The organism is Candidatus Marinimicrobia bacterium CG08_land_8_20_14_0_20_45_22 (genome assembly GCA_002774355.1).
Classification (GTDB): domain Bacteria; phylum Fidelibacterota; class UBA2242; order UBA2242; family UBA2242; genus 0-14-0-20-45-22.
Genome location: PEYN01000188.1, coordinates 1 through 24,556, shown reverse-complemented (window position 1 = coordinate 24,556; position 24,556 = coordinate 1). Strand labels below are relative to the sequence as shown.

The window sequence follows — 24,556 nt, the reverse complement described above, 5'->3', positions numbered from 1 at the left end:
TATTACCGCGTCGCGACAGAATGCCATCACGCGGGCGATCGAAAAAGTCAGCCCAGCCGTTGCCGGAATAAACGTGACGGCAGTTCAGGAATATGCCTCCAGTCCGTTTTTTTACGATCCGTTTTGGAACCTGATGTTTCCTGAACAAATTCATCGCGAGCGGGTAAAAAGTGTCGGATCCGGCTTTGTGATTAGTGCGGATGGATTTGTCGTGACTAATGCGCATGTTGTCGAAAATGCCGAGGAAGTTATTGTAACGCTCATGGGCGGGAAAGAGTACAAAGCGAAAATGATCGGCGTCGATCAGGTTTCCGATCTAGCTCTGCTTCAAATCGAAGGCACTCAGTTTGCCTTTGCCAAGATGGGCTCCTCGGATGACGTCATCATTGGCGAATGGGTGATTGCGCTCGGGAATCCATTTGGACTTTTCAACGTGAATTATAAACCGACGGCAACCGTCGGCATCGTTTCCGGAACCAAACTGGATTTTGGTCGACAGCAAAGCGGGAAAGTTTATCAGGATATGATTCAGACGGACGCTTCGATCAATACCGGCAACAGCGGGGGACCTTTGGTAAACGCCGCCGGCGAGGTTATCGGCATTAATACATTTATTTTCACTGGAAGCAATTACAGTGAAGGATCGATCGGAATCGGATTTGCCATTCCGGTAAATCGTATCAAAACGATCGTCGCTGAGATGAAAAAAAGCGGGAACATCAATCGTAGTTTCAAAACAGGACTTTCCGTCCAAAATATTGACAAATTTCTTGCCAATTATCTCAAACTGCCATTTAATTCGGGGGTTATCGTTACTCAGGTGGCACGCGGCAGTTCGGCATTTCGCGCTGGAATCAAAGTCGGTGACGTCATCACGCACGTCAATAAGCGAAAAATTATGCAGGACACGGACATCCTTGCGGAAATTCAAGAAAATTACCTCAAAGTCGGTGATAAGATTCGAATCAAATTTTTACGCGGGAAAGAAGAACAGGAAGTGGATTTGGAACTGGAGTAAACGATGATCGGACGATATACGCGCGCTGAAATGGGTAAAATCTGGTCGGAACAACATAAGTTCGAAACTTGGTGGAAGGTTGAACTCGAAGTTTGTCGCGTTCAAAAAGATCGCGGCGTTATTCCGGAATCGGCTTTCGTAGAGATTGAATCTCGGGCAGAGTTCGACATTGCACGCATCGAAGAGATCGAAGCGACAGTCCGACATGATGTCATCGCATTTTTGACCAACATTTCGGAAAATATCGGCGACTCGGCGAGATTCATTCATCAGGGAATGACATCGTCTGATTTGCTCGATACGGCGTTAGCAATTCAATTAGGCGACTCCGGTGAATTGATTCTCGCTGATCTGAAAAACTTGATCAACATTCTCGATCGTCAAGCAATCCGTTACAAATTGACGCCGATGATCGGTAGGACGCATGGCATTCACGCCGAACCGATCACATTCGGACTCAAGTTTTTGATCTGGAAGCAGGAAATGTTGAGGCATCTGCGGCGATTCGAACTGGCCTTGATGGATGTAAAAGTTGGTAAAATTTCCGGAGCTGTCGGAACGTATCAACATCTCGAGCCGGAAGTCGAACAAAAAGTTTGTAAAAATCTTGGACTTCAGCCGGCGCCGGTAAGCAACCAGATCATCCAGCGAGATCGCCACGCCTTTTTCGTAGCAACGCTGGCGTTGATCGGAGCGAGTCTGGAAAAAATCGCCACGGAAATTCGGCATTTGCAGAGAACGGAAGTTTTGGAAGCGGAGGAATATTTTTCAAAAGGGCAGAAAGGCTCATCAGCGATGCCACACAAACGGAATCCAATTCTGTCCGAGCGAATTTGTGGTATGGCGCGACTCTTGCGTGGCTATATGGTGACGGCGATGGAAAACGTTCCGCTCTGGCACGAGCGCGATATTTCGCATTCATCCGCCGAGCGGATTATTCTTCCTGATGCTTGCATTTGCGCCGATTTCATTCTGACTGAAACTGCCCGCGTCCTTGACAACTTGGTTGTCTATCCGGAAAACATGAAACATAATCTCGATAAAACAGGCGGACTGATCTTCTCTCAGGAAGTTCTGCTCGCGCTTGTAAATAAAGGAATGAGCCGTGAAGATGCCTATGCCGCGGTTCAAAATGCCGCCATGGAAGTCTGGCAAAACGGTGGCGATTTTAAACAAAAACTGGAAGAAGACCCAGCGGTGAGCAAGCACCTGACCGACGTGGATATAGACGAATTATTTGATCTGAAAAAAGTGCTGTCTCGAATCGAAGGAATTTTTCAACGACTTGAACGAGAGGAATTACATGCAAAAAGGTAAAGCGCTTTACGAAGGCAAAGCAAAAATCATTTATGAGACGGACAATCCGACTCTTGTCATTCAGCATTTCAAAGATGACGCGACCGCATTCAACGGAATCAAAAAAGGACAGATTGTCGGGAAAGGCGTCGCCAACACAGCCATCAGTTCGATGTTATTCGACTTGCTTGAAAAGGATGGTATCGAAACGCATTTTATCCGGCAGATTTCCGATAACGAAATGCTGGTAAGAAAAGTCCAGATCGTACCTGTGGAACTCGTTGTTCGAAACATTTCAACCGGCAGTCTCTGCAAACGGTACGGTGTGAAGGAAGGGATCGTTTTCAAATCACCAATCGTCGAATGCTACTTCAAAGACGATGCGCTCAACGATCCATTGATGAACGATGATCACATTTTTGCACTCGGAATTGCGAAGGATGAAGAACTGTCCACCATGAAGCAAAACGCACTGAAAATCAACGAAATTTTAAAGGTGTTTTTTAACTCGATTGGCGTAAATTTGGTTGATTTTAAACTGGAATTTGGACGTTACCATGATCGGGTTTTGCTTGCAGATGAAATTTCGCCGGACACCTGCCGGTTTTGGGAAAAAGGAACGAACCGAAAACTCGATAAAGATCGGTTTCGCTTGGATCTGGGTGATATTGAATCGACTTATCAAGAGATGTGGCAACGGATTATCGGAGGGAAAAAATGATCAGAAAAGAAGGCGCAAAAATACTCATTCCAACATTTTTAATTAGTTTTTTATTGATACTGATTTCTTCGCAGTTGAACTGGGACGTGCTCTGGATTCTATTCTGGTTTGCGTTTGGGTTTTTTCTATTTTCGCTTTGGTTTTTCCGAGACCCGAATCGGCTGATTCCGGACAATCCGAAAGCGATTGTCTGCCCGGCGGATGGAAAGGTCGTTTCGATTGAAGAAGTTGAGGACCCATTCGTAGGTAAATGCACGCGAGTCGCTATTTTTATGTCGATATTAAATGTTCATGTTAATCGCGTTCCAATCAGCGGCATCGTGAAAAACGTCGAATATATACATGGAAAATTTATGTCTGCTTTTAAGCCGGAAACATCGCTTGAAAACGAACGGAATGTCATTTCGATTGAGAATGATCAATTACGAATCAAGGTCGTCCAGATTGCAGGAATCGTTGCCCGGCGCATTGTTTCTTATGTTACCGCCGGCGATGATCTAAAACGCGGTGAACGTTTCGGTATGATTCAATTCGGATCACGTGTGGAAATATTCGTTCCGCCTACCGTCCACGTCTGCGTCGGGCTCGGTGAGAAAGTCGCTGGCGGCGAAACAATCATTGGAGAAATTTTATGAGATTCAGGAAATCCATTCCGAGTATATTTACTATATTCAATATGTTCTCGGGATTTTTAGCTATTCTTCAGATTTTTCAGGGGCATTATATCACGGCGGTGATGTTGATCACCCTAGCGTCCATTTTTGACGGACTCGATGGAAAAGTTGCCCGCTTATTGCAACAACAATCGGATTTCGGCATCGAATTCGATTCGCTGGCCGACATCATTTCTTTCTGCGCAGCTCCGGCAATTTTGGTACACGACCTGTATGTCGCCGATCTCGGAATCATTGGCGCGATCATCAGTTTCTTTCCACTTCTTTTTGGTGGATTGCGGTTGGCTCGGTTCAACATTCATGCGACGTACGTCAAAAACCCCTATTTTTCAGGATTGCCTGTACCAGTGAGTGCGCTGACGATCGGTTCGTTTGTATGGTTCAATTATGTGCTGTTTGGCAATTACGGCGATTCCAAAATCGCTTTGCCGATGGTAGTTGTACTCTCATTTCTGATGGTCAGCAACATCCGTTTCAGCGCAAAAATGACGATGTCTTTTACACAAGGGGCGTTTATATCTATCCGAACAGCGTCGATCCTGTTGTTGGCTTTATCGGTGCTGATTTTTCAGGGTTATGTGATTTTCCCGATCATGTTTATGTTCATTGTGACGCATCTTTTGATGTGGCTTGTCGGATATGAAGAACCGCGAGTGCGTTTTTCACTCCGAAGAAGGGCGAGATAGATTATGTGGAAGGCTAAAGTTGTCGTCACATATAAGCCGGGCATTCTCGATCCGGAAGCAAGAACCATTCATCAGGCGTTGGTTTCGCTCGGTTATACCGATTTTAATCACATCGAGACAGGCAAATATTTTCAGTTGACTTTTAAAGAAAAAATGACTCGCGATCAGGCAGAAGTCATCGCCCGGGAAGTCTGCGATAAACTGCTATCGAACCCGGTCATCCAGAAGTATACGTTTGAAATGGCGGAGGTTTCCGAATGAAATTCGGGGTTGTCGTATTTCCCGGATCGAACTGCGATCATGATGCTTATCATGTTCTGAAAAAAGTTTTAGACGTGAACGTTGATTATATCTGGCACAAAGATCGGTCGCTTCGCATGTTTGACGTAATTATATTGCCGGGCGGGTTTTCGTATGGTGATTATCTGCGCGCCGGAGCTGTGGCGCGATTTTCTCCCGTCATGCAAGAGATTGTCCAATTCGCCGAACGCGGTGGATTTCTGATCGGCATCTGCAACGGTTTCCAGATTTTGGTGGAAGCGGGACTTCTGCCGGGTGCGCTAATTCCCAATAATCACATGCGATTTCGCTGTCAGGATGTTTATTTGAAAGTCAACACGACGAGCAACCGGTTTAGCAGATTATATCGCTCCGGACAGGTTTTAAAAATGCCGATTGCTCATTACAGCGGTAATTATTTTGCCAACGAATCGACATTGAAAGAATTGCAGGATGAAGATCGGATCGTCTTCCAATATTGCAATTCGGTAGGAGAAGTTACGGAAGAATCGAACCCAAACGGTTCGTTAATGAACATCGCCGGAATTGTCAATCGGAATAAAAATGTGTTGGGCATGATGCCGCATCCAGAAAGAGCGGCTGAAAAAGTTCTCGGTTCCGATGATGGGTTACAAATATTTAAATCTTTTTTAGGAAAGAACTAAGATGGAGAAATCCCGGAAAAAAATGGCGTTGGTTTTCGTGCTGGGAGTGTTATTGCTTGGAGCCATGCTTGGCTCGCTGTGCGGTGAATTGATCAAATCGGCACTGCCGGAAGGCGTGGTGAAAGAGGTTTTTCTTCGGTCGATCGATATCTCACTCGGGCCGGGCGTCCTGGACCTTGTCATGTTTTCGATCACACTGGGATTCACATTAAAATTTAATTTAATCGGATTGGTAGGATTGGTTGTCGTCTACTATCTTATCAGATTTTGGAGATAGCCATTAGGAGGTAACATGGGTAATTTTGGTTTCAGTGAAATTTTATTGATATTCTTGGCGTTTTTAATTCTGTTCGGCGCGAAGCGATTACCGGAGTTTGCTAAGAGCCTGGGCAAATCGCTTAGAGAATTCAAGAAAGCCACCAGCGATATTCAGGATGAAATTGAAAGCGCCTCGACCGCCGCGCAGAAACCGGTCGAAGCCAAGAAATTCGATTCGGCGAAGGAAACGTCGAAAGAAACGACATCAGAAAAATCGGATCAACCGGATATTCAAGGATAATATCGGTGAAAATAGACTCGTTGACCCAACGCGCCGAAGCGATTGTCGCACGCGTCAATCAAGATAATCCGTATCATGCTTTCCTTTCGATCCCGAAGCTTCGAGATGTTGGTGAACGTGCCCGACAGATCGAGGGCAACATGCGATCGAAAACTTCTGGTAGTCTCAGCGGATTGATCGTGGCTGTCAAGGATAATATTTCAATCCGCGGCGTTCCGACGACCTGCGGTTCGGCAATCTTGAAGAATTATATTTCGCCTTATGATGCGACGGTTATTAAGAAAATCGTCGCGCAGGATGGGCTGATCATTGGAAAAACTAATATGGATGAGTTCGCGATGGGCTCATCAACAGAATATTCCGCATTTGGGACGGTTCGTAATCCGATCGATGAAACCCGCGTCCCGGGCGGATCGAGCGGCGGTTCAGCGGCGGCTGTCGCTGGCGGTTTAGCCGACGTGGCGCTCGGCTCCGATACGGGGGGTTCCATTCGCCAACCGGCGGCTTTTTGTGGAGTCGTCGGCCTCAAACCAACCTATGGACGCGTCTCGCGTTACGGTTTGGTGGCATTCGCGTCATCATTAGACCAGATCGGCGTTTTTTCCAAGAGCATTGAGAACGCCGCAAAGCTCTTGTCCGTCATTGCCGGCGTCGATCCGAACGATTCGACCTCTTCGGATATACCGGTTTCTGATTATTCGGCAGGTTTAGGAAAAGATATATACGGTCTGCGAGTCGGAATACCGAAGGAATATTTTGCAGAAGGATTGAACGATGAAATACGCCTGAGAATCGAAAGATGTATCGAATTTTTCAGAAAATCCGGTGCCGAGATCATTCCGGTTTCTCTGCCACATACGCCATATTCCATTGCAACCTATTACATTATCGCCACAGCGGAAGCCTCTTCCAATCTAGCCCGGTACGATGGAATGCGGTACGGACTCAGCAAGCGCGGCGGTGATCTTGAATCCGTTTATAAGGAAACGCGCGCAGAAGGTTTCGGCGACGAAGTCACGCGGCGTATCATGCTGGGAACGTACGTGCTTTCTGCCGGTTATTACGACGCTTATTACGATAAGGCTCAGCGCGTCAGACGACTGATCAAAGAAGATTTTGTGAAAGTCTTTCAACAAACAGATATCTTGTTTACACCAACGACGCCAACGACCGCTTTTCCCATTGGCGGCAAGATCGATGATCCTTTGGCGATGTATCTCAGCGATGTTTATACGGTTCCGGCGAGTCTGGCTGGCGTTCCTGCCATGAGCATTCCACTCGGAAATGCTTCGGATAATCTACCGATTGGCGGACAAATCATTGGTAACTACTTTGATGAGGAAACAATTTTACAGGTTGGTCATTATATTGAACGGAATTTTTCGCTGATTTAACTGAGATTCGAGGTTATGTTTTACTTTGCAGATTGGTATTTTCTGTTTTTGTTAATAGCGATCCCGGCGATCATCTGGTGGCATTTGCGAAAAGGCCATCAGAAGGAAGCGACTTTTCGTTTTCCGTCGATTCAACCAATCCGGGAAATATCCGGCGACAAGCAAAAATGGAAAATTCAGACGCTTTTTATGATGAAAGTGACAGCGGTTGCATTGCTCATTCTGGCGTTTGCGCGACCGCAGAGTGGATCGAACACGCGCGAATTTTCGACGGAAGGAATCGACATCATTCTTGTTCTCGATATTTCTGGATCGATGGGTGCGATCGATTTCAAACCGAACCGCATGGAAGCCGCCAAATCCGTTGCGATGAATTTTATCGAAGGGCGGAAGGACGACCGCATCGGATTGGTCGTATTTGCCGCCGAGAGTTTTTTGCAATGCCCATTGACGATCGACTACGATGTTCTAAAAGGATTGTTGAAGCAGGTAACGATCGTCGAACAAAAATATGACGGAACCGCAATCGGAATGGCTATAGCTAACGCGGTCAATCGTCTGCGCGACAGCCAGGCGAAAAGCCACGTCATGATTTTGCTCTCAGACGGTCGAAACAACGCCGGCGAACTCGATCCAAGCACCGCGGCGAACATGGCGAAAGCATTTGACATTAAAATTTATACGATCGGAGCCGGAAAGCGCGGTCAGGCACCTTATCCGGTACAATTTCCGGATGGTCATATTGAATACCGGATGATGAATGTGGAAATCGACGAAGGTATTTTGAATGTCATCGCCGAAACAACTGGCGGAAAATATTTTCGCGCGACTGATGGAAAAAGCTTATCGACAATTTACAACGAGATCAGCAAGATGGAAAAAACTGAAGTGAAGGTGAAGGAATTCACAAATTATAATGATTTGTACATTTGGTTTCTTTTACCGGGCGTGCTTCTGCTTTTCATCAGCGCTGGATTGGGACAGACACTTTGGAGGAAAATGCCGTAATGGTCAAATTCGCACATCCGGGACTGTTCTGGCTGTTTTTACTTTTTGCGGGAATTGTCGCGCTGATCATTGTTTATCGGATACGTCGGAAAAACGATCTTCGTTTGCTTGCCGGCGAAGATTTGTCCGATAAACTGCTGGATGATTTCAGTCCAGCGATGCGGCTGATCAAAGAGAATTTGCTGATTTGGGGGCTTCTTTTTTTAGTGATCGCCGCGATCGGTCCGAAAGTTGGAAAGAAACTTGCCGAGGTCAAGCGGCGCGGCATTGATGTCATTATCACACTCGACACTTCCGTCAGCATGAGAGCCGAAGATATCAAACCGAGCCGTCTGGAGAGAGCGAAATATGAAGCGGGAAAATTCATCGAAGGACTTCAAGGCGACAGGGTTGGCGTTGTGACGTTTGCCGGTACGGCTTACCTGCAATGTCCGTTGACGCTAGATTACAGCGCCGCCAAGTTGTTTCTCGATGCTCTTGACACCGGCGTTATTGGAACACAAGGCACGGCTATAGCGGACGCGATCTTAACGGCGGCAAAGGCGCTCGATTCAAAAGATAAAAAGCACAAAGCTGTGATCCTGATTTCCGATGGTGAAGACCATGAAGGCGATATTGAAAATGTCATCGAACAGGCAGAAAATGAAGGCATCGTGATTTACACGATCGGCGTGGGAAGTTCGACAGGCACTCCGATTCCGGTTCCAAGCGCCGACGGTGTGGGGATGGAATTTAAAAAAGACCGATCCGGAAGAATCGTGACGACTGCGATGGAGGAAACTGTTCTGCGTCAGATCGCAAACGCGACCGGCGGAAGATTCTACTCGTTGAACCAAACTACGGATGCTTTTGGGAAGATTTACAAGGAAATCCTACAGATGGACAAAAAAGATTTACGTTCTCACGAATACAGCGATTATCAAGAGCGGTATCAAATATTCTTGGCGATCGGATTGTTGCTTCTCATCACTGAAGTAGTTCTGCCAGAGAAAATACGACGCAAAGCGGAAGAAGAATGATGAAGTTTCTTAAAATAAACAAAATTCTCATCTTGATTTGTTGCTTGACGATAATGGGCAGAAACGTATTTTCGGCAGACGGCGCACTGAAACTCTATCAAAAAGGCAAATACGAAGACGCTATCCGAAGATACAATCGCATTATCAAAAATCATCCGGATTGGGAAGAGGCGCATTACGGGAAAGGTGCCGCACTGTACAAATCCAATCGGGTTGAAGAAGCGGTTCGGGAGTTTGAGAGCGCCATTCCGGTGAAAAATCCAAAACAGAAATCTGCCGTTTTGTACAACATGGGCAACGCGCTCTATCAATCTAACCGAATCGATGAAAGTCTGCAATTTTATAAAAAAGCCCTTGAACTGAATCCAAAGGACATGGATGCCAAATACAATTATGAATTGGCAAAAGCCATGCTGAAACAGCAAAACTCTCAGGACAAACAGCAGAATGGCCAGAATCAGCAGAAGAAAGATCAGAAGGATCAACAACAAAATGGGCAAAACAAGCAGGAACAACAGCAAAAAGAGCAACAGAAACAAAATGTCCAACAGCAACAGACTCAGATGAAAAATCGGAAGGAAAAAGAGAAGAGCCAAAAAGAAGCCGCCCAAATTTTAGACGCTCTCAAAGAAAATGAGAAAAACCTGATGCAGGAACGAATGAAGACACAGTATTCAGGTATTAAGAAGGAAAAAGATTGGTGAACGTGAAAAAACCACTCGGTTTACTGATTATTCTGATTTTTCTGCTTGTACTGACGGGCGCGACGCATGCCGAGGAACTCCGCGTTTCAGCATCGGTTGATCGGAATCAGATCACCGCAGACGATCTGATCACGTTCACGATTCAAATCGAAGGGACGAGCGATTTTCCGGATGTTCCGCCGCCGCAAAGTCCGGACTTTGTCATCGTTGCGGGACCGTCGCAATCCAGCAGTATCCAGATCATCAACGGTCGTATGAATGCTTCTAAATCGATCAGTTGGCGAATAGCGCCCACCAAATCTGGGAAGTTGGTAATCCCGTCTGTTTCGATCACATATCGAAGGAGTGTTTATAAAACCGAACCGGTGATTGTTGATGTTTCGGGACAATCAGCTTCGCAACCGCAAACAAAGCAGGTTCCCCCCGCTCCACAACCCAAAGCGTCTCAGGGCGAAGGCGTTTTATTGAAAGCCATTCCCTCGAAAACGACGGTTTATAAAGGCGAAGAGTTGAATGTTGCCTTTGCGCTCTATTTTAAAAATGTGCGAACTTATGCGCCGAAGAAATTGCCGGATGCGAAAGGTTTCTGGATTGAGGAATTTCTCATCAAATCCGAACCCGATATCACGACGGAGAATTTAGACGGGGTGACCTATAAAAAGGCAATCATCAAACGACTGGCTCTTTTTCCGACGACATCCGGTAATCTGGTAGTTGATCCGTTTGTCATCGACGCGGAAGTGATCGTTCCGTCGCAGAGAAGGCGCTCGATTTTTGACGATTTCCTCGACGATTCGTTTTTCGACAATTCGTTCGGCCAAACAAAAGTCGTCAGCGTTTCATCCAGTCCACTGCGCGTGACCGTTCAGGATTTACCGGAGTTAGGCAAACCGTCCAATTATTCAGGCGCCGTTGGAAGATTCACGATTTCGGCATCGATCGATACCGCAGTAACAACAGAGAATCAAGCGTTGACGCTGAAATATCAGATTTCTGGAACGGGCAATATCAGTTCGTTGAAAATGCCTGAATTGCAACTTCCCAATACGCTGGAAGTGTTCGAACCGAAGATCGGAAAGAGCGTCAACAACCAAGGAGACGCAATTTCGGGAACTGTGACGTACGAATATGTGCTAATTCCGCGAAGTTCTGGGCGCATCCGAATTCCGCCGGTTACATTTTCCTATTTCGACCCGAATCGTGGCGGCTATGTCAGTGCGACGGCGAGAGGATTTGATATTCGTGTCAATCCTAAAGGAAAGACGTTCGCTTCGGATCGGTCTAGTCTGAACAAAGAAGAGGTTTCGCTTCTGGGACAGGATATTCGGTTTATCCGGCGTGACAATTCCGGTTGGAATCAGATCAGCAGTTCGGTTTTTTCGGAGTTCTGGTTCTGGCTGTTGACAGTTTCGTCCGTCGTGATTTTGATTGGCGCCATCAGTTTCCGGTGGTGGATTGAGAAATTAGAAACCAACATTTCTTTCGCTCGCAAACGTCGCGCTTGGCCAAAATCCCAGAAAGCGTTTGTGCTCTTAGATGAAAAACTAAAAATGGGCGATTTGTCGGGTCTGGCTTCGATTCTAAATCAAATTCTCGTCGGTTTTATTTCCGATCGTTTGAACTTATCATCGGCGGGAATCAGTGTTGCCGAAATAGAATCTCAATTGAGTGAAAAAGCGATTGCCGATGAGACGATTTCTCGTATCGCCAGGATTTTATCCGAACTGGAACAATTGCGATTCTTGCCGACTGCCGCAGATGCCGAGAAATATTCGGCGTTGGTCCAAGAGGAAAAAGAACTGATAACGCTTTTGAACAAGGCGATCTGACATGAACATACATAAAATATTCCTCGTGATTCTGATGGGTTTGACTTCCGTGGCATTCGCAGGAAATGATCAAAGTGCCGATTATTTGTTTGAAAAAGGGAATGCCGCGTATCAAAATGAGAATTATTCGGAAGCGATCGACCAATATCAATCGGTCTTGGCGTTGGGACTCGAGAGTGGTTCTCTCTATTACAATTTGGGAAATGCCTACTATCGAACCGGTGCCATCGGGCTGGCGATTTTAAATTACGAACGCGCACTGAAATGGTTGCCGAATGATGAGAATGTTCGTTTCAATCTCAAATTGGCAAACCTGACCGTTAAAGACAGGATTGATCCGCCGCCTGAATTTTTCCTGTTTCGCTGGATTCGGCAGGCAACGAATCTGCTTTCTTCCAGAGGTTGGGGGTTGCTCGTCGGAATTTTTATAGGAATTGCGTCGATAGACATTGCTATCCTGATAATCGCTGAAGTTAAGCGGTTGCGGACTTTTTTGAAATATTTGACGGGAATTTCTGTTGTGATCGTGATAATTTCCATGGCTGGAATGATTCCACGACATCGGATTGAGACCGGAAAAAATGTGGGCATCATCATTCATTACAGTGTTCAGAGTTTGGCCGCGCCGCAGGAAGGAAGCACGGAATTGTTTGTCGTTCATGAAGGTACAAAAGTTGCGATTCTCGACAAAGATGGTGATTGGCTGAAAATCGAGTTGATTGACGGCAAGCAGGGATGGATTCCAGCCGATGATCTTGGCATCATCTGATGCTATCTAATTTTGATGTTATCTTTTCCTATTATTCTCAATATTTCTTATATTTTATTCGGTTTGTTCAAAAATGTCGATGAAAAAACACTTGACCTGGATTCTTCTACTCTTCATCTTCAGCATAACGTTTTCCCAGACGTTTCCTCCGCAGGACGAGACGTTTAATCCATCGACGTTGAACGAACCTTCCTTGCCGTTACTTGATGGGACTGTCGTCCAGGAAATTATCTCGGACATTGCCGCGCCGGTCACGTCAAATCGTGTAATGGGTGATTCTATGACAACGATTGAAAAAACAGGCTGGAAAGTACAGGCGTTCATCACTAACGATTTCGATCGGGCAGATTCTGTTTTCCGGAAATTGATAACCAACTTTCCGCCGGAAGATGTCGAGAAAGCATTTTATTCTCCCTATTATAAGATTCGGATCGGTAACTGCCAGACGCGCGAAGAAGCAGAGCGCATGCTGAGACGCGTGGAGAACCTTGGGTTTCGGGAAGCGTGGATCATACAGACAAAAATTAAATCAAAGGAACGAATAATTTCTTATTAGTAAAAAAATTAAATTAAAGGAAGGTACAAATGTCAGGCCATTCGAAATGGAGCACAATAAAAAGAAAGAAGGGCGCTCTTGATGCCAAACGTGGCAGAACGTTCACGAAGATCATCAAGGAAATTCAAGTCGCCGCGAAAATGGGAGGCGGCGATGAGGATGCCAACCCTCGTTTGAGAACAGCTATTCAAGCCGCTAAAGCGGCGAATATGCCGCTTATCAACGTCGAACGCGCCATCAAGAAAGGAACCGGCGAGCTCGAAGGCACCGTTTACGAAGAAATCAATTATGAAGCATACGGGCCCGGCGGCGTTGCGATCCTGATGGAGTCCATGACCGACAACAAGAATCGCACAGTTTCTGAAATCCGCCATATTCTTTCGCGCGCAGGAGGAAATCTCGCCACAGCCGGAAGTGTCGCGTACAATTTTGAGAAAAAGGGCATCATTACGGTCGATAAAAAAGTTTGCACCGAAGATGATCTCTTGCTCATTGTGACCGATGCCGGCGCAGAAGACCTGACGATTGAAGGCGAATTTTTCGAAGTCAGCGTTGAGCCGCATTCGTTTGAAGCCGTTAAAAGTGCGCTGAACGCCAGCAGTATTCCCATCGTGGAGGCTTCGGTTACGATGGTTCCGAAAAACACGGTCAAATTAGACGAAAAGACTGCTCAAAAAATTCTGTCGCTCATGGACGCACTCGAAGAGCACGAGGATATTCAAAACGTTTACGGAAACTTTGATATAGATGACGCGGTTCTGAGCAAACTTCAGGAAAATGCCTGATGGTTCGTGAAATTCGGGTTATCGGCGTCGATCATGGCATTCATCATACCGGATATGGCGTCCTGAAAAAAACTTCGGATAAAATCGTTTGCCTGGATCAGGGCTCTATCGACACGTCGCCGAATGAACCATTTCCTCAAAGACTTCAAAAAATTTATAACGGGCTTTTCGCCGTCATCCAAAACTGGCGACCCGATACGATGGCCGTTGAAGAAGCCATTTACGCGCAAAATATCCACACGGCATTAATGATGGGGCATGCGCGCGGCGTCGTTCTGTTAGCCGGAGTAAACAGCGGCGTAGAAATTTGCGAATACGCGCCGAAGAAAATCAAATCTTCCGTTGTCGGCAATGGTAATGCGACGAAAGAGCAGGTTCGCTTCATGGTTTCACGCATTCTCGGAATCGACGAAAAGTCTTTACAACTCGACGCGTCCGACGCCTTAGCCGCCGCCATTTGCCATCTCAATCAGAATAGATTAATCAACAGCTGACGATGTTTGCATATCTGAAAGGAATTCTCGAACACAAGGAACCAACGATGGTGATTCTAGACGTCAACGGCGTCGGTTACCAATTAACAATACCGCTTTCAACGTATGAGTTTTTACCTGCGCCGCATCAAATGGCGAAATTGCTGACCTATTTTCATGTTCGCGAAGATGTCCAAGCGCTGTACGGATTTGCGACAGATGATGAGAGGAATCTTTTCCTGATGTTAATTGGCATTTCGGGAATCGGACCGAAAATGGCCATCACGATTCTTTCAGGCGCATCGCCGGAACAGTTCAAGAGGCGCATCATTTCGGGCGACGTCAAAGCGCTCACTCTGATCCCCGGCATTGGATTAAAAACCGCCAAACGCATCATCATCGAACTTCGGGGAAAATTGGTCGGAAAGGATGAAACCGTTCCGGAAGAAACGGACGAATTTTACACTGGACAGGATCGCGATGAAGCGTTGAAAGCATTACTGTCGCTTGGTTATCGCCGAAGCGAGGCGCTGAACGCTTTGAAAAAGGCGCATCAGCAAATCGGAGAAACCGGCACTGTCGAGCAATATGTCAAAGTCGCATTGAATAAAATGTAAAAAAAGGATTAAATCATGGACGAAAACGTGAATATCAAGAAAACGCCCTTTTATGAAAAACACATCGCCCTTGGCGCAAAAATTCTGCCGTTTGCCGGATATTATATGCCGATACAGTATGTCAGTCTTTTAGACGAACATCGTGCCGTGCGCGAAAAAGTCGGCGTCTTCGACGTCTCGCACATGGGCGAATTTATCGTAAAAGGAAAAGACGCGGAAAAATTTCTCAACACGATAACCATTAACGATGTTTCTAAACTTGCTGTCGGTCAGGTTCAATATTCTGCGATGTGTTATCCGGACGGCGGCATCGTGGACGATTTGCTCGTCTATCGCTTCGCTGACCATTATATGCTCGTCGTGAACGCCTCGAATCTGGAGAAGGATTTCGACTGGATCAAAGAACATGTTCCGGCTGAGGTTTCACTGACGAACATTTCGGACGAAACCGGCTTGCTGGCGATTCAAGGGCCAAAGTCGTTTGCCACGCTTCAAAAGCTGACAACTGTTGATCTTGAGTCGGTACCGTTCTATCACTTCAGTGAAGGTGAACTCGCGGGCATTCCCATGATCATTTCCCGAACAGGTTACACCGGCGAACGCGGTTTTGAACTTTACCATAAACTTGAATTCAGCGAACGATTATGGGATGCAATTTTTGATGCCGGAAAGGAATTCGGAATCCAACCGATTGGTCTTGGCGCACGCGACACGCTCCGTCTCGAAATGAAGTACGCTTTGTATGGAAACGACATTGACCAGACGACAAATCCCATCGAAGCGGGACTCGGCTGGATCACCAAACTCGACAAAGGCGATTTTATCGCACGAGATGTTTTAGTAAAAGTTAAATCTGTGCCGGCGGATCGGCGAAATGTCCCGTTTGAAATGATCGAGCGCGCCATTCCGCGGCACGGCTATAAAGTTTTTGCTAACGGGAAAGAAATCGGCGTCGTTACCAGCGGAACGCAATCGCCGACATTGAATAAAGGAATCGGCGCCGCTTACGTCTCGGCAGAATTCAGCGCAGTCGGGTCCATTATCGAAATTGACATTCGGGGAAAAATGAGTCAGGCAACAGTCGTCAAAGCGCCGTTTGTCTCCTCGCATACGTTATGAGCGAAAGACGCCAGGAAATCACCGGACTGCTTCTGATTCTTCTCGGGATTCTTGTGTTCCTGAGCTTGTTCTCGTTTGATCCGATGGAAGAGCCGACGATTTCCCCAAACGTCGTGATTCAAAATTGGATGGGAATCGTTGGGATTTTCATTTCACACTATCTCATCAAATTCACGATTGGCGTTGCCTCGTTCATCTGTCCAATCCTGCTCGTTTTGTGGGGTTGGTGGCTGTTTTCAGGAAGAGAAAAGCGCAATCTGATCCGGTTCAGTATTTATGTTTTCATTTTATCGCTCGTTGTTTCCATTGCGCTGGCATTGCCGGCGATCCGGCAATCGATTTCATCGGAAATTGGCTTTCGGTACAGCGGATTGGTCGGCGGAGCGCTGGCAAAAATGATGTACGATTTTCTCGGTTTTTACGGAGCGATCGTTACGCTTTCTGTTGTCGCTTTGATTACGATGAGAGGTTATTTTAGTTGGAGTTTCTATGGTCCATTCGAAAAGTTTTCGATCTGGCTGATGAACAAGCGACAGAAAAAAGCGCGGGCTGTTGTCAAAACGCCGCCGATTTTGCCGGTCATTCCTAAAAAACCGCAAGAACCGGAGATTCTAAAAGAAACTGAACCACCCTTTGCTCCCACCGAACCCGAGGAAGATGTGGATTTGGCTTTTACAGTTGATAAACCGATCACCGATTCGAAAATCTCTCAGGCTGAGACAACCGTCGCACCGCCGGTCAGGAAAAAATATCACTTACCGACGCTGGATCTCTTAAATCCTGTCCCTGATCCCGAATATTCGGGACAGGTAACGAAGGAAGAGATGGAAGAAAATGCCGTGTTGGTAGAGAATGCACTGGAAACTTTCGGCGTGAGTGGAAAGGTTGTTCATGTCTCTCCCGGGCCGATCATCACACGATACGAGATCGAACCCGCGTCGGGCGTTCGGGTCAGCCGCATCGCCGCATTGTCGGATGATCTGGCGAGAATTCTTCAGGCAAAACGAATTCGTATCGTAGCGCCGATTCCGGGCAAATCGGTCGTTGGCGTCGAAATTCCAAACCGTCATCCGTCGGTAGTTTACATCAAAAGTATCATCGGGTCGAAGCAATTCATGGACTCCGCATCGCTCCTGACGATAGCACTGGGGAAAACCACATCCGGCGAGATTTACACCGTTGATTTAGCAAAGATGCCGCATCTGCTGATCGCGGGAGCAACCGGTTCGGGAAAGAGCGTCTGCGTTAATTCTATCATCGCGAGCATTCTCTATCACGCTAAACCGGAAGAGGTTAAGTTCGTATTGATCGATCCCAAGAAGCTGGAACTCTCGATTTATAAAGCGCTTGAAAAATATCATTTGATCACCTGCGAAGATTTGGATGAGTTTGTCATCACGCGCCCGGATAACGCGATCACGGCGCTTCGCTCCGTCGAAATGGAAATGGAACGGCGATATGAAGTTCTTGCCGAAGCAACGGTACGAAATATCGACGAATTCAACGCCAAGGTGAAAAATGGCGAGATTGAAAAGGATTTATTACCGTACATCGTCATCATCATCGATGAATTGGCGGATTTGATGATGACTTCCGCCAAAGAGGTCGAGGAACCGATTACGCGGCTGGCGCAAATGTCCCGTGCGGTCGGTATTCATTTAATCATTGCCACGCAGAGGCCGAGTGTCGATGTCATTACCGGCGTCATCAAGGCGAATTTTCCCGCACGTATCGCCTTTCAGGTCGCGTCAAAAGTCGATTCGCGGACGATTCTGGATTTAAACGGCGCCGAAAAGTTATTGGGCAGAGGCGACGGACTCATCACGACGCCACAAAACCCAGAGGCATTTCGCGTCCATTGCGCGTTTATCTCGTTACATGAATTGGAGCGAATTCTGTCGTTCATTCAGAGACAGCCGCAACCGGGAGAAATGGAACTTCCATCCGTTCAGGAAGAGAAAATCGGCGGCGACGGTGAATATGGAACGGGCGAGCGCGATGCGCTGTTTTATCAAGCGCTCCGGTTGGTTGTCAACCATCAGCAGGGATCGATTTCGCTATTACAAAGAAGGTTACGTATCGGCTATTCTCGCGCGGCAAGGCTGATCGATGAACTGGAGCGAGCCGGAATCGTCGGCGCATTTACTGGCAGTAAAGCCCGTGATGTTCTGGTTGATGAGTCATATCTGGAAACGTTGAACGAAGAAAATTCGGAAGATTCGGACAATCCGTAATCCCATTTCTGTGAGAAATATCACGATGACGCTGTCCGAAAAGTGTTATAATATCAAGAAATTTTTATAATTAATGATGTTACCTTTACTCCATAAATATTTTATCGTACTGTTATGCGGTTTCATGGTTGCGTTTTCTTCTGAGAATGAAATATTGGAGCAGGTGAAGAAACATTACCTATTATCGGCTCCTTTTCAGGTTCGATTGGCCGTTCAGCAGAAGTCGCAGACTCAGAAATCTTCCAGCGAAACCATCGGTGCGTTTTATCTGGGAAAGAACGACCGGTTTCGTGTTGATTTTCCGGAACAAACCGTCATTTTCGACGGCAAAACCTTTTGGAGCTTCGATAAAAAAACGGATCAAGTGGTCATTGAAGACCTCAACCCACGTTCTGGGATGAAACTTATCTACGATTTGATGAAAGGAAACTGGTCGGGATTTTACATCGGGAAAAGTACCGTTCAAAAGCCCGGCAGTCTGACCCGTCTGCAACTGACGCCAAAAGATAAAAACGCCTTTTTTAAATCTATCATTTTGACTATCGATCTAAAAAGTGGAATGTTAAAAAGCATCGTTTACCGGGATTTCCAGAAAAATGATGTCACAATTGTCCTCGCTGATGAAAAATCATGCGAAAAAGAGGAAAAGGAACTCTTACGGACTGACCAGTTTCAGAAGACACAAATCATTGATTTGAGGAATGGAAATTGACGTTGGGATTGCGTAAAAAATTACTTAACTGGAAATTGTTGGCTGGCATTTTGTTAAGTGCGGCGGGACTCTATTTTGGGTTCAGGAAATTCGATGGCGCCGCTTTCTTGACCTCGCTCCGACAAACGAATCTTTGGCTGTTCCTGCTGGCAATGGTTTGGATGGTTTTCACGGTTTTTCTTCGAGCATGGCGATGGAAATACCTCATCATGCCGCTGAAAAAAATTCCCATGAAGCATTTGTTCGCATCGGAAATGATCTGTTATTTTGGAAATAATGTATTTCCTTTGAGATTTGGTGAATTGCTTCGCTGTTACGCGCTGAACCAATCGACCGGTCTCTCTACAGTTTCGATTTTCGGGACGGTTGTTCTCGAACGAATCATCGACGTCATTACTTTTTCTGTCATCATGGTGATGACGATATTTTTGTTTCCGGGTTTACCCGATATCATTCGGAGAGGCGGAATCATTGCGGTATTTGTTATTTGTCTTGTCGGCATTTTGGGTTATATTTTAGAAATGAAAAAGGTGATCATCACAAGATTCGTCAATCAGTGGGCAGGTAAGACCCGACATGGAATAAAAATTCTGGATATTATCAATCGGTTTCGACAGGGACTGACAACGTTGAAGAAAACGCCTCACCTTGGTACGATCGCCCTACAATCGGCGGCTATCTGGAGCATCTGCATTTTCATTAACTGGCTCATCGGCGTCTCGTTGGGCATACGATTTTCGATTTACGAAACCTTACTTATCTTTTTTGTGACATCGGCGATCATTTCGGTTCCGTCCGCGCCCGGATATGTCGGTACCTATCATGCAGGCGCTATCGGGATTCTGGTATTTCTTGGCATCGAATTGAGCAAAGCGCAGGCAATTGCCGTTATTTTGCATGCAGTCGGATTCATCTCGTTGACCTCGATCGGGCTGCTCTATTTTTTAAGATATTCCGTTCGCGCCAACGGTTCTAAGTTTGAGAAAGGATAAAAAAGGAAGAGATGGAAGGATTAAACAATCAATCGCAATCCGATTTTCAGGGAAAAGAGGTTTCTTTACAGGATTACCTTCGCATTTTATATCACGGAAGATGGATCATCGGAATTTCATTCGTTCTGGTGATGATCATCACGACCTATATCACTTTTACAGCGCAACCTCAATATCAATCCACGACGCTTCTTTCATTGGCAGGCAGAGCAGGACAAACTTCTACGTTGTTTTCAAATCCGTTCATGCCGACTAACATGATGAAAGTGAACAACGAGATTGAAGTCCTCAAGAGCAATGCGTTATCGCGTCGCGTCATTGCCGCGCTCAGACAATCGCCTTACGCCGATACGCTCTACATTCTCGGTACACGGCATTACCAACAAAAAGGGATAGATTTTAAGAAAGTTTTTAAGCCGTTGATATTCGGACTTGAAGCTATTTTTCAGAATATTCCATTCGATACATCTACTTCTCTCGTGGATACGCTAGACCGGGCGCTGGTACGGGCACTGCAGGCCAGCATGAAGGTGGAACCGATCCGCGAGACCGAGGCGGTGAGATTGACCGTGACATCCGCGAGTCCAATCGAAGCCGCGTTTCTGGCCAATATGATTGCGCGGGAATATTACAGACTAGATATTGAATTCAATTTGGGTGAGGTCGTCGAGGTTAAAAATTTCCTCGAGGAACAATTGGTCGATATTGAAAAAGACTTGACGGCATCCGAAGAGGCGCTCAAGGATTTTCAAAAACGTGAGGGCGTTTTCGGTCTTGACGAAACGGCGCAGACTCTTATCGACCAATTGTCAACATTCGAGGCTACCTACTACACTTCATTGGCAGAATTGGAAGTTTCGAAGAAAAAGTGGGATAATCAGCAAAAGATGCTGACAGACCGCGAGCAGATGGTGTTGAAGGACGCCGTCAACACGACTAATCCCTTGATTTCTCAGTTAAGACAGGCAATTGCCGAGATCGAAGCGCAAAAAATCACAGCGATGGCTGTTCAAGGATATAAAACAGGCGATGCTGCGATTCGGGAATTGGATGGACGTATCCAGGAACTAAAAATAAAATTATATAAAGAGGCAGAGAATCTGACGAATTTGGGCTTGTCGCCGGAGGAACAGTCTACAATTTCTGCGGATCTTTTACGCAGTGTCCTTTTCACGAGCGTCGAGAAAATTGCGTTGGAAGCCAAATGCTCCGAATATAAAGATCTGGTCAATCAGTACGCCGCCAAACTCAACAAACTTCCCGAAAGCAGTCTGGAATATGCGCGTCTGGACCGCGAACGGCAGGTCAATGAAAAATACTTCATTCTGATGAAGACCAAACATCAGGAGTCCCGCATCACCGAAGCGAGCAAGATCAGCAACATTCGGATCGTCGATCCGGCCGTTCCGCCGGAAAAACCCGTGAAACCCAAAAAGAAGATGAACATGCTTTTGGGATTGTTTCTCGGGCTTGGCCTCGGCGTCGGAATTGCCTTCGTCAGGGATTATCTGGATCATTCGATCAAGAACGCCGAAGACCTGCAGAAACTCGGGCTGGCGACGGTTTCGATCATTCCGAAGATTGACGTGAAAAGCGCCACTGAGAAATCTTTGAAGGTGTTCAAAGGCGAAAACCTCGAACATTCTCTTAAATCCCGACTTGTGACGCATTACGATCCCAAGTCTTCCGTCGCGGAAGCCTACCGAACTCTGCGAACGAATATCCAATTTATGAATCCCGATAATCCGATTCGGACGCTGGTCGTCTCCAGCGCCGGCCCGGGCGACGGAAAATCGACGACCGTCGTGAATATCGCGATCACATTTGCCAGCCTGGGAAAGAAAACGCTGTTGATCGACAGCGATCTTCGGAAGCCGATTCTGCACAAGGTGTTCGATATCTCGCGCGGCCCCGGATTAACCCATGCGATGATCGAGGATCTGAATGATTCCGACATCATCCGGGCGACGGAAATCCCAAATCTGTACATCATCACCTGCGGTGATATTCCGCCGAATCCTTCGGAAATCCTCTCCTCGCAGAAGCTGAAGAACTTTATCGAAAGAATGAAAAGCGAATTCGAAATCGTTCTATTCGATTCTCCGCCGATTATTGCCGTTACTGACGCCAGCGTCATCTCTAAAATGACTGATGCCATTTTGCTCGTTGTCAAAGCCGGCGTGACGGACACCCGCGTCGTAGCGCGTGCAATCGAACTTCTCAGACAGGTAAAGACACACTTGATCGGCGCTGTTTTGAATGGCGTCAATATTACCGGCGGTTACGATTCATACTATTATTACTATAATTACTATTACTATTACGGCGATGGCGGCAAGAAGAAAAAGAAATCACGCTTCAGAAAAAATCGGTCGGCGTCGCCAGCCGAACCGGAACGCTGATCGTGCCATTCGGAACTAATACATGACCGTCAAATGAAGAACGATTCTTTTCAGTTCAACCGAATCGTTCAGGGTGATTGTCTCGTCGGTATGTCAGAAATGCCGGATGCAAGCGTCGATCTGATCGTGACCGATCCGCCGTTTGCCATTGAATTTAAGGCAAAGCGAAGCAATTATCATCGGACGGCAAGCCGCGTTCTGGAAGGCTACCATGAGATTTCAACTGCCGACTACGGACAATTTACGCATCAATGGATGTCAGCCGCCTTTCGTGTTCTCAAACCAACGGGAAGCATGTATGTCTTTTCCGGGTGGAATCATCTGAAGGACATTTTAACGGCGATCGACGATATTGGATTCATTACCGTGAATCATCTGATCTGGAAATATCAATTCGGCGTCGTCACGAAGCGACGGTTTGTGACGTCGCATTACCATTGTCTATTTGTCTGTAAAGACGAGAAAAAGCGAAAATTCTTTCCATTTTCGCGATTTGATCCGACGGCGCGGGATGCGCAGGGCGGCAGTTTGCATTACCATGACAAGGAAGACGTCTGGTCGATTCATCGCGAATACTGGCACGGCGATCAGAAAACGCCAACCAAATTGCCTTCGGAAATCATCCGGAAAATTCTTTCTTATTCCAGCGAAGAAAACGACATTGTTTTCGATCCATTTCTCGGCTCCGGTCAGGTTACCGTCGTCAGCAAGGCAATGAACCGACGGTATTTCGGTTTTGAGATCAATCCGGAATATTACGAATTTGCAAAAAAACGGCTTGACCAAAATGCCTATCGATTGAAACCTGACAATGAATAGATATTTTTCTCAAGTATTTTAACGGCGCGAAAATGCCCATTTTATATCGAACAAACTGTCATGAGAAATCGCTCGTTTTCGCGGCATTCGATCCGTTTGTTCATCCGGAAAAGATCGAAGGCATCATAATTGGCAACGATCTCGATTCTCTACTGAGCGCGGCTCTTCTGAAAACGCGGTTTGGATGGGATGTCGTTGGGTTTTACGACTACACGTCAATTTGGTCCCGAACCTTCGGGATGCCGGATTTTGTCGGAAATCTGTTGTCGGGAAAATATGTGGCGGTTGATCTGGACATTTTTCATCCGGCGATTCCATCGATTGGACATCACATTTTAGAGTTCCAGCCCGATGAAAGTGGGAAAGGATTTCCAGAACAGCAATATTCGCTGAATCCTAATTTTATCCGCGGGATAGACCTAATGACTTATCGGCGCAAATATCCACTCGGAACGATTCACTTTCTGTCGTGGTTGTTGGGTATCGAGCCGGTTACGGATGAAGCAGAACTATTGATGTGGCTCGCCGATTCCAGTTTCATCAATGGTCAACGATTTAATCCAAACGTTTCGGAATGGATCGGCGGTTTTTTCCACTCTGCCGGTTTCCAGAAGGTCTTTCAGGAGGTTGATACGCTTGCTTTTGAGACGCAATTACGCAACCGAATCCTTTCAAAATTGGAAAAGATTGTGGGAAGGACACAGAATGGGCAAACACGCTCCCGTCATCTGAACATCACCGGTTTTCAATGCAAATGGCAGGATGCGAACGCGGAGCGGGAAACGATTGGCAAGGTATTAGAATTCATTAGAGAAATTACCGGTTGGAAGACGCCGAATCTGCCACGCCAATTTCGCAGAATAACAGGAAAACGGATCAGTTGCCGGATCGACGAGATTCGGAAGTCGTTTTCGTCGCTGGAGTCTTTTCTTCGGAAAAGAAGCGTTTTTTCGTATGTCATTCCCTCTCAGCGGACGCTGAATTACACGATTCATCTTGTATTAGAAAAATAATTTGACTATCACCTGTTTAACCGTTATATTCAAAATAGTATTGCATAGATAATTGAATTATCGATTAATAATTAAAGACATTTTAACAAACCCATGTAGGGAGAAAAAAAATGAAGAAGAATTTGCTACCAAGGTTTCTTCTCATCGCAGTTTTCCTCGTCATCATGTTTTCAAGTTTGTCTGCTCAGACGACGCTGACCTATACGAATTTCC

General features: G+C 46.3%; 26 protein-coding genes. All 26 read left to right on the top strand.

The window, feature by feature from the left end; genetic code table 11:
- On the top strand, window positions 1–1,018 hold a 1,018-nt coding region (locus tag COT43_10685; protein PIS27430.1), incomplete at its 5' end, for a 2-alkenal reductase.
- Window positions 1,019–1,021: 3 nt separating this feature from the next.
- Complete coding sequence (locus tag COT43_10680) at window positions 1,022–2,335, top strand: adenylosuccinate lyase (protein PIS27429.1); 1,314 nt, start codon at window positions 1,022–1,024, stop codon at window positions 2,333–2,335.
- The gene (locus COT43_10675) at window positions 2,322–3,035 is read left to right on the top strand and encodes a phosphoribosylaminoimidazolesuccinocarboxamide synthase (GenBank protein ID PIS27428.1); all 714 of its coding nucleotides are present in this window, start codon (window positions 2,322–2,324) and stop codon (window positions 3,033–3,035) included. Before COT43_10680 ends, COT43_10675 begins: the two co-directional genes overlap by 14 nt.
- Entirely contained in the window at window positions 3,032–3,670 is a 639-nt protein-coding gene (locus COT43_10670) for a phosphatidylserine decarboxylase family protein (protein PIS27427.1), read from the top strand. The genes COT43_10675 and COT43_10670 overlap by 4 nt, the downstream gene beginning before the upstream one ends.
- Entirely contained in the window at window positions 3,667–4,395 is a 729-nt protein-coding gene (pssA, locus tag COT43_10665; protein ID PIS27426.1) for a CDP-diacylglycerol--serine O-phosphatidyltransferase, read from the top strand. Before COT43_10670 ends, pssA begins: the two co-directional genes overlap by 4 nt.
- Window positions 4,396–4,656, top strand: a complete 261-nt coding sequence (locus tag COT43_10660; protein PIS27425.1) for a phosphoribosylformylglycinamidine synthase subunit PurS — start codon at window positions 4,396–4,398, stop codon at window positions 4,654–4,656. It begins immediately after the preceding gene.
- On the top strand, window positions 4,653–5,339 hold the full coding sequence (locus COT43_10655) for a phosphoribosylformylglycinamidine synthase I (GenBank protein ID PIS27424.1): 687 nt from the start codon (window positions 4,653–4,655) through the stop codon (window positions 5,337–5,339). The genes COT43_10660 and COT43_10655 overlap by 4 nt, the downstream gene beginning before the upstream one ends.
- Before the next feature lies 1 nt (window position 5,340).
- On the top strand, window positions 5,341–5,616 hold the full coding sequence (locus COT43_10650) for a hypothetical protein (GenBank protein ID PIS27423.1): 276 nt from the start codon (window positions 5,341–5,343) through the stop codon (window positions 5,614–5,616).
- 15 nt (window positions 5,617–5,631) lie between these two features.
- Complete coding sequence (locus tag COT43_10645; GenBank protein PIS27422.1) at window positions 5,632–5,898, top strand: twin-arginine translocase TatA/TatE family subunit; 267 nt, start codon at window positions 5,632–5,634, stop codon at window positions 5,896–5,898.
- 20 nt (window positions 5,899–5,918) lie between these two features.
- Window positions 5,919–7,292, top strand: coding sequence for an Asp-tRNA(Asn)/Glu-tRNA(Gln) amidotransferase GatCAB subunit A (gene gatA / locus COT43_10640; GenBank protein PIS27431.1), 1,374 nt, complete (start codon window positions 5,919–5,921; stop codon window positions 7,290–7,292).
- A gap of 15 nt (window positions 7,293–7,307) precedes the next feature.
- Entirely contained in the window at window positions 7,308–8,300 is a 993-nt protein-coding gene (locus COT43_10635; GenBank protein PIS27421.1) for an aerotolerance regulator BatA, read from the top strand.
- Window positions 8,300–9,319, top strand: a complete 1,020-nt coding sequence (locus COT43_10630) for a hypothetical protein (protein PIS27420.1) — start codon at window positions 8,300–8,302, stop codon at window positions 9,317–9,319. Before COT43_10635 ends, COT43_10630 begins: the two co-directional genes overlap by 1 nt.
- On the top strand, window positions 9,316–10,023 hold the full coding sequence (locus tag COT43_10625; protein PIS27419.1) for a hypothetical protein: 708 nt from the start codon (window positions 9,316–9,318) through the stop codon (window positions 10,021–10,023). Before COT43_10630 ends, COT43_10625 begins: the two co-directional genes overlap by 4 nt.
- Window positions 10,017–11,852 (top strand): hypothetical protein, encoded by a 1,836-nt coding sequence (locus COT43_10620; GenBank protein ID PIS27418.1) that lies wholly within the window; start codon window positions 10,017–10,019, stop codon window positions 11,850–11,852. Before COT43_10625 ends, COT43_10620 begins: the two co-directional genes overlap by 7 nt.
- A 1-nt stretch (window position 11,853) precedes the next feature.
- Window positions 11,854–12,621, top strand: coding sequence for a hypothetical protein (locus COT43_10615; GenBank protein PIS27417.1), 768 nt, complete (start codon window positions 11,854–11,856; stop codon window positions 12,619–12,621).
- A gap of 73 nt (window positions 12,622–12,694) precedes the next feature.
- A complete protein-coding gene (locus COT43_10610) occupies window positions 12,695–13,177 on the top strand; it encodes a hypothetical protein (protein PIS27416.1) in 483 nt (160 codons plus the stop codon).
- 29 nt (window positions 13,178–13,206) lie between these two features.
- Window positions 13,207–13,962 carry a YebC/PmpR family DNA-binding transcriptional regulator gene (locus tag COT43_10605; GenBank protein PIS27415.1) on the top strand — a complete coding sequence of 252 codons (756 nt, stop codon included), beginning with the start codon at window positions 13,207–13,209 and terminating at the stop codon, window positions 13,960–13,962.
- Entirely contained in the window at window positions 13,962–14,456 is a 495-nt protein-coding gene (locus COT43_10600; protein ID PIS27414.1) for a crossover junction endodeoxyribonuclease RuvC, read from the top strand. The genes COT43_10605 and COT43_10600 overlap by 1 nt, the downstream gene beginning before the upstream one ends.
- A 2-nt stretch (window positions 14,457–14,458) precedes the next feature.
- Window positions 14,459–15,052 (top strand): Holliday junction branch migration protein RuvA, encoded by a 594-nt coding sequence (locus COT43_10595; protein ID PIS27413.1) that lies wholly within the window; start codon window positions 14,459–14,461, stop codon window positions 15,050–15,052.
- A gap of 15 nt (window positions 15,053–15,067) precedes the next feature.
- The gene (gene gcvT / locus COT43_10590; protein PIS27412.1) at window positions 15,068–16,171 is read left to right on the top strand and encodes a glycine cleavage system protein T; all 1,104 of its coding nucleotides are present in this window, start codon (window positions 15,068–15,070) and stop codon (window positions 16,169–16,171) included.
- Entirely contained in the window at window positions 16,168–18,405 is a 2,238-nt protein-coding gene (locus COT43_10585; protein ID PIS27411.1) for a DNA translocase FtsK, read from the top strand. The genes gcvT and COT43_10585 overlap by 4 nt, the downstream gene beginning before the upstream one ends.
- Window positions 18,406–18,478: 73 nt before the next feature.
- Window positions 18,479–19,117, top strand: coding sequence for a hypothetical protein (locus tag COT43_10580; GenBank protein ID PIS27410.1), 639 nt, complete (start codon window positions 18,479–18,481; stop codon window positions 19,115–19,117).
- Window positions 19,114–20,109, top strand: coding sequence for a hypothetical protein (locus tag COT43_10575; protein ID PIS27409.1), 996 nt, complete (start codon window positions 19,114–19,116; stop codon window positions 20,107–20,109). The genes COT43_10580 and COT43_10575 overlap by 4 nt, the downstream gene beginning before the upstream one ends.
- 11 nt (window positions 20,110–20,120) lie before the next feature.
- Window positions 20,121–22,511 (top strand): hypothetical protein, encoded by a 2,391-nt coding sequence (locus COT43_10570; GenBank protein ID PIS27408.1) that lies wholly within the window; start codon window positions 20,121–20,123, stop codon window positions 22,509–22,511.
- Between the two features lie 33 nt (window positions 22,512–22,544).
- Window positions 22,545–23,330, top strand: a complete 786-nt coding sequence (locus COT43_10565; protein ID PIS27407.1) for a site-specific DNA-methyltransferase — start codon at window positions 22,545–22,547, stop codon at window positions 23,328–23,330.
- 32 nt (window positions 23,331–23,362) lie between these two features.
- Window positions 23,363–24,343 (top strand): hypothetical protein, encoded by a 981-nt coding sequence (locus COT43_10560; protein PIS27406.1) that lies wholly within the window; start codon window positions 23,363–23,365, stop codon window positions 24,341–24,343.
- The last annotated feature ends 213 nt before the right edge of the window (window positions 24,344–24,556 follow it).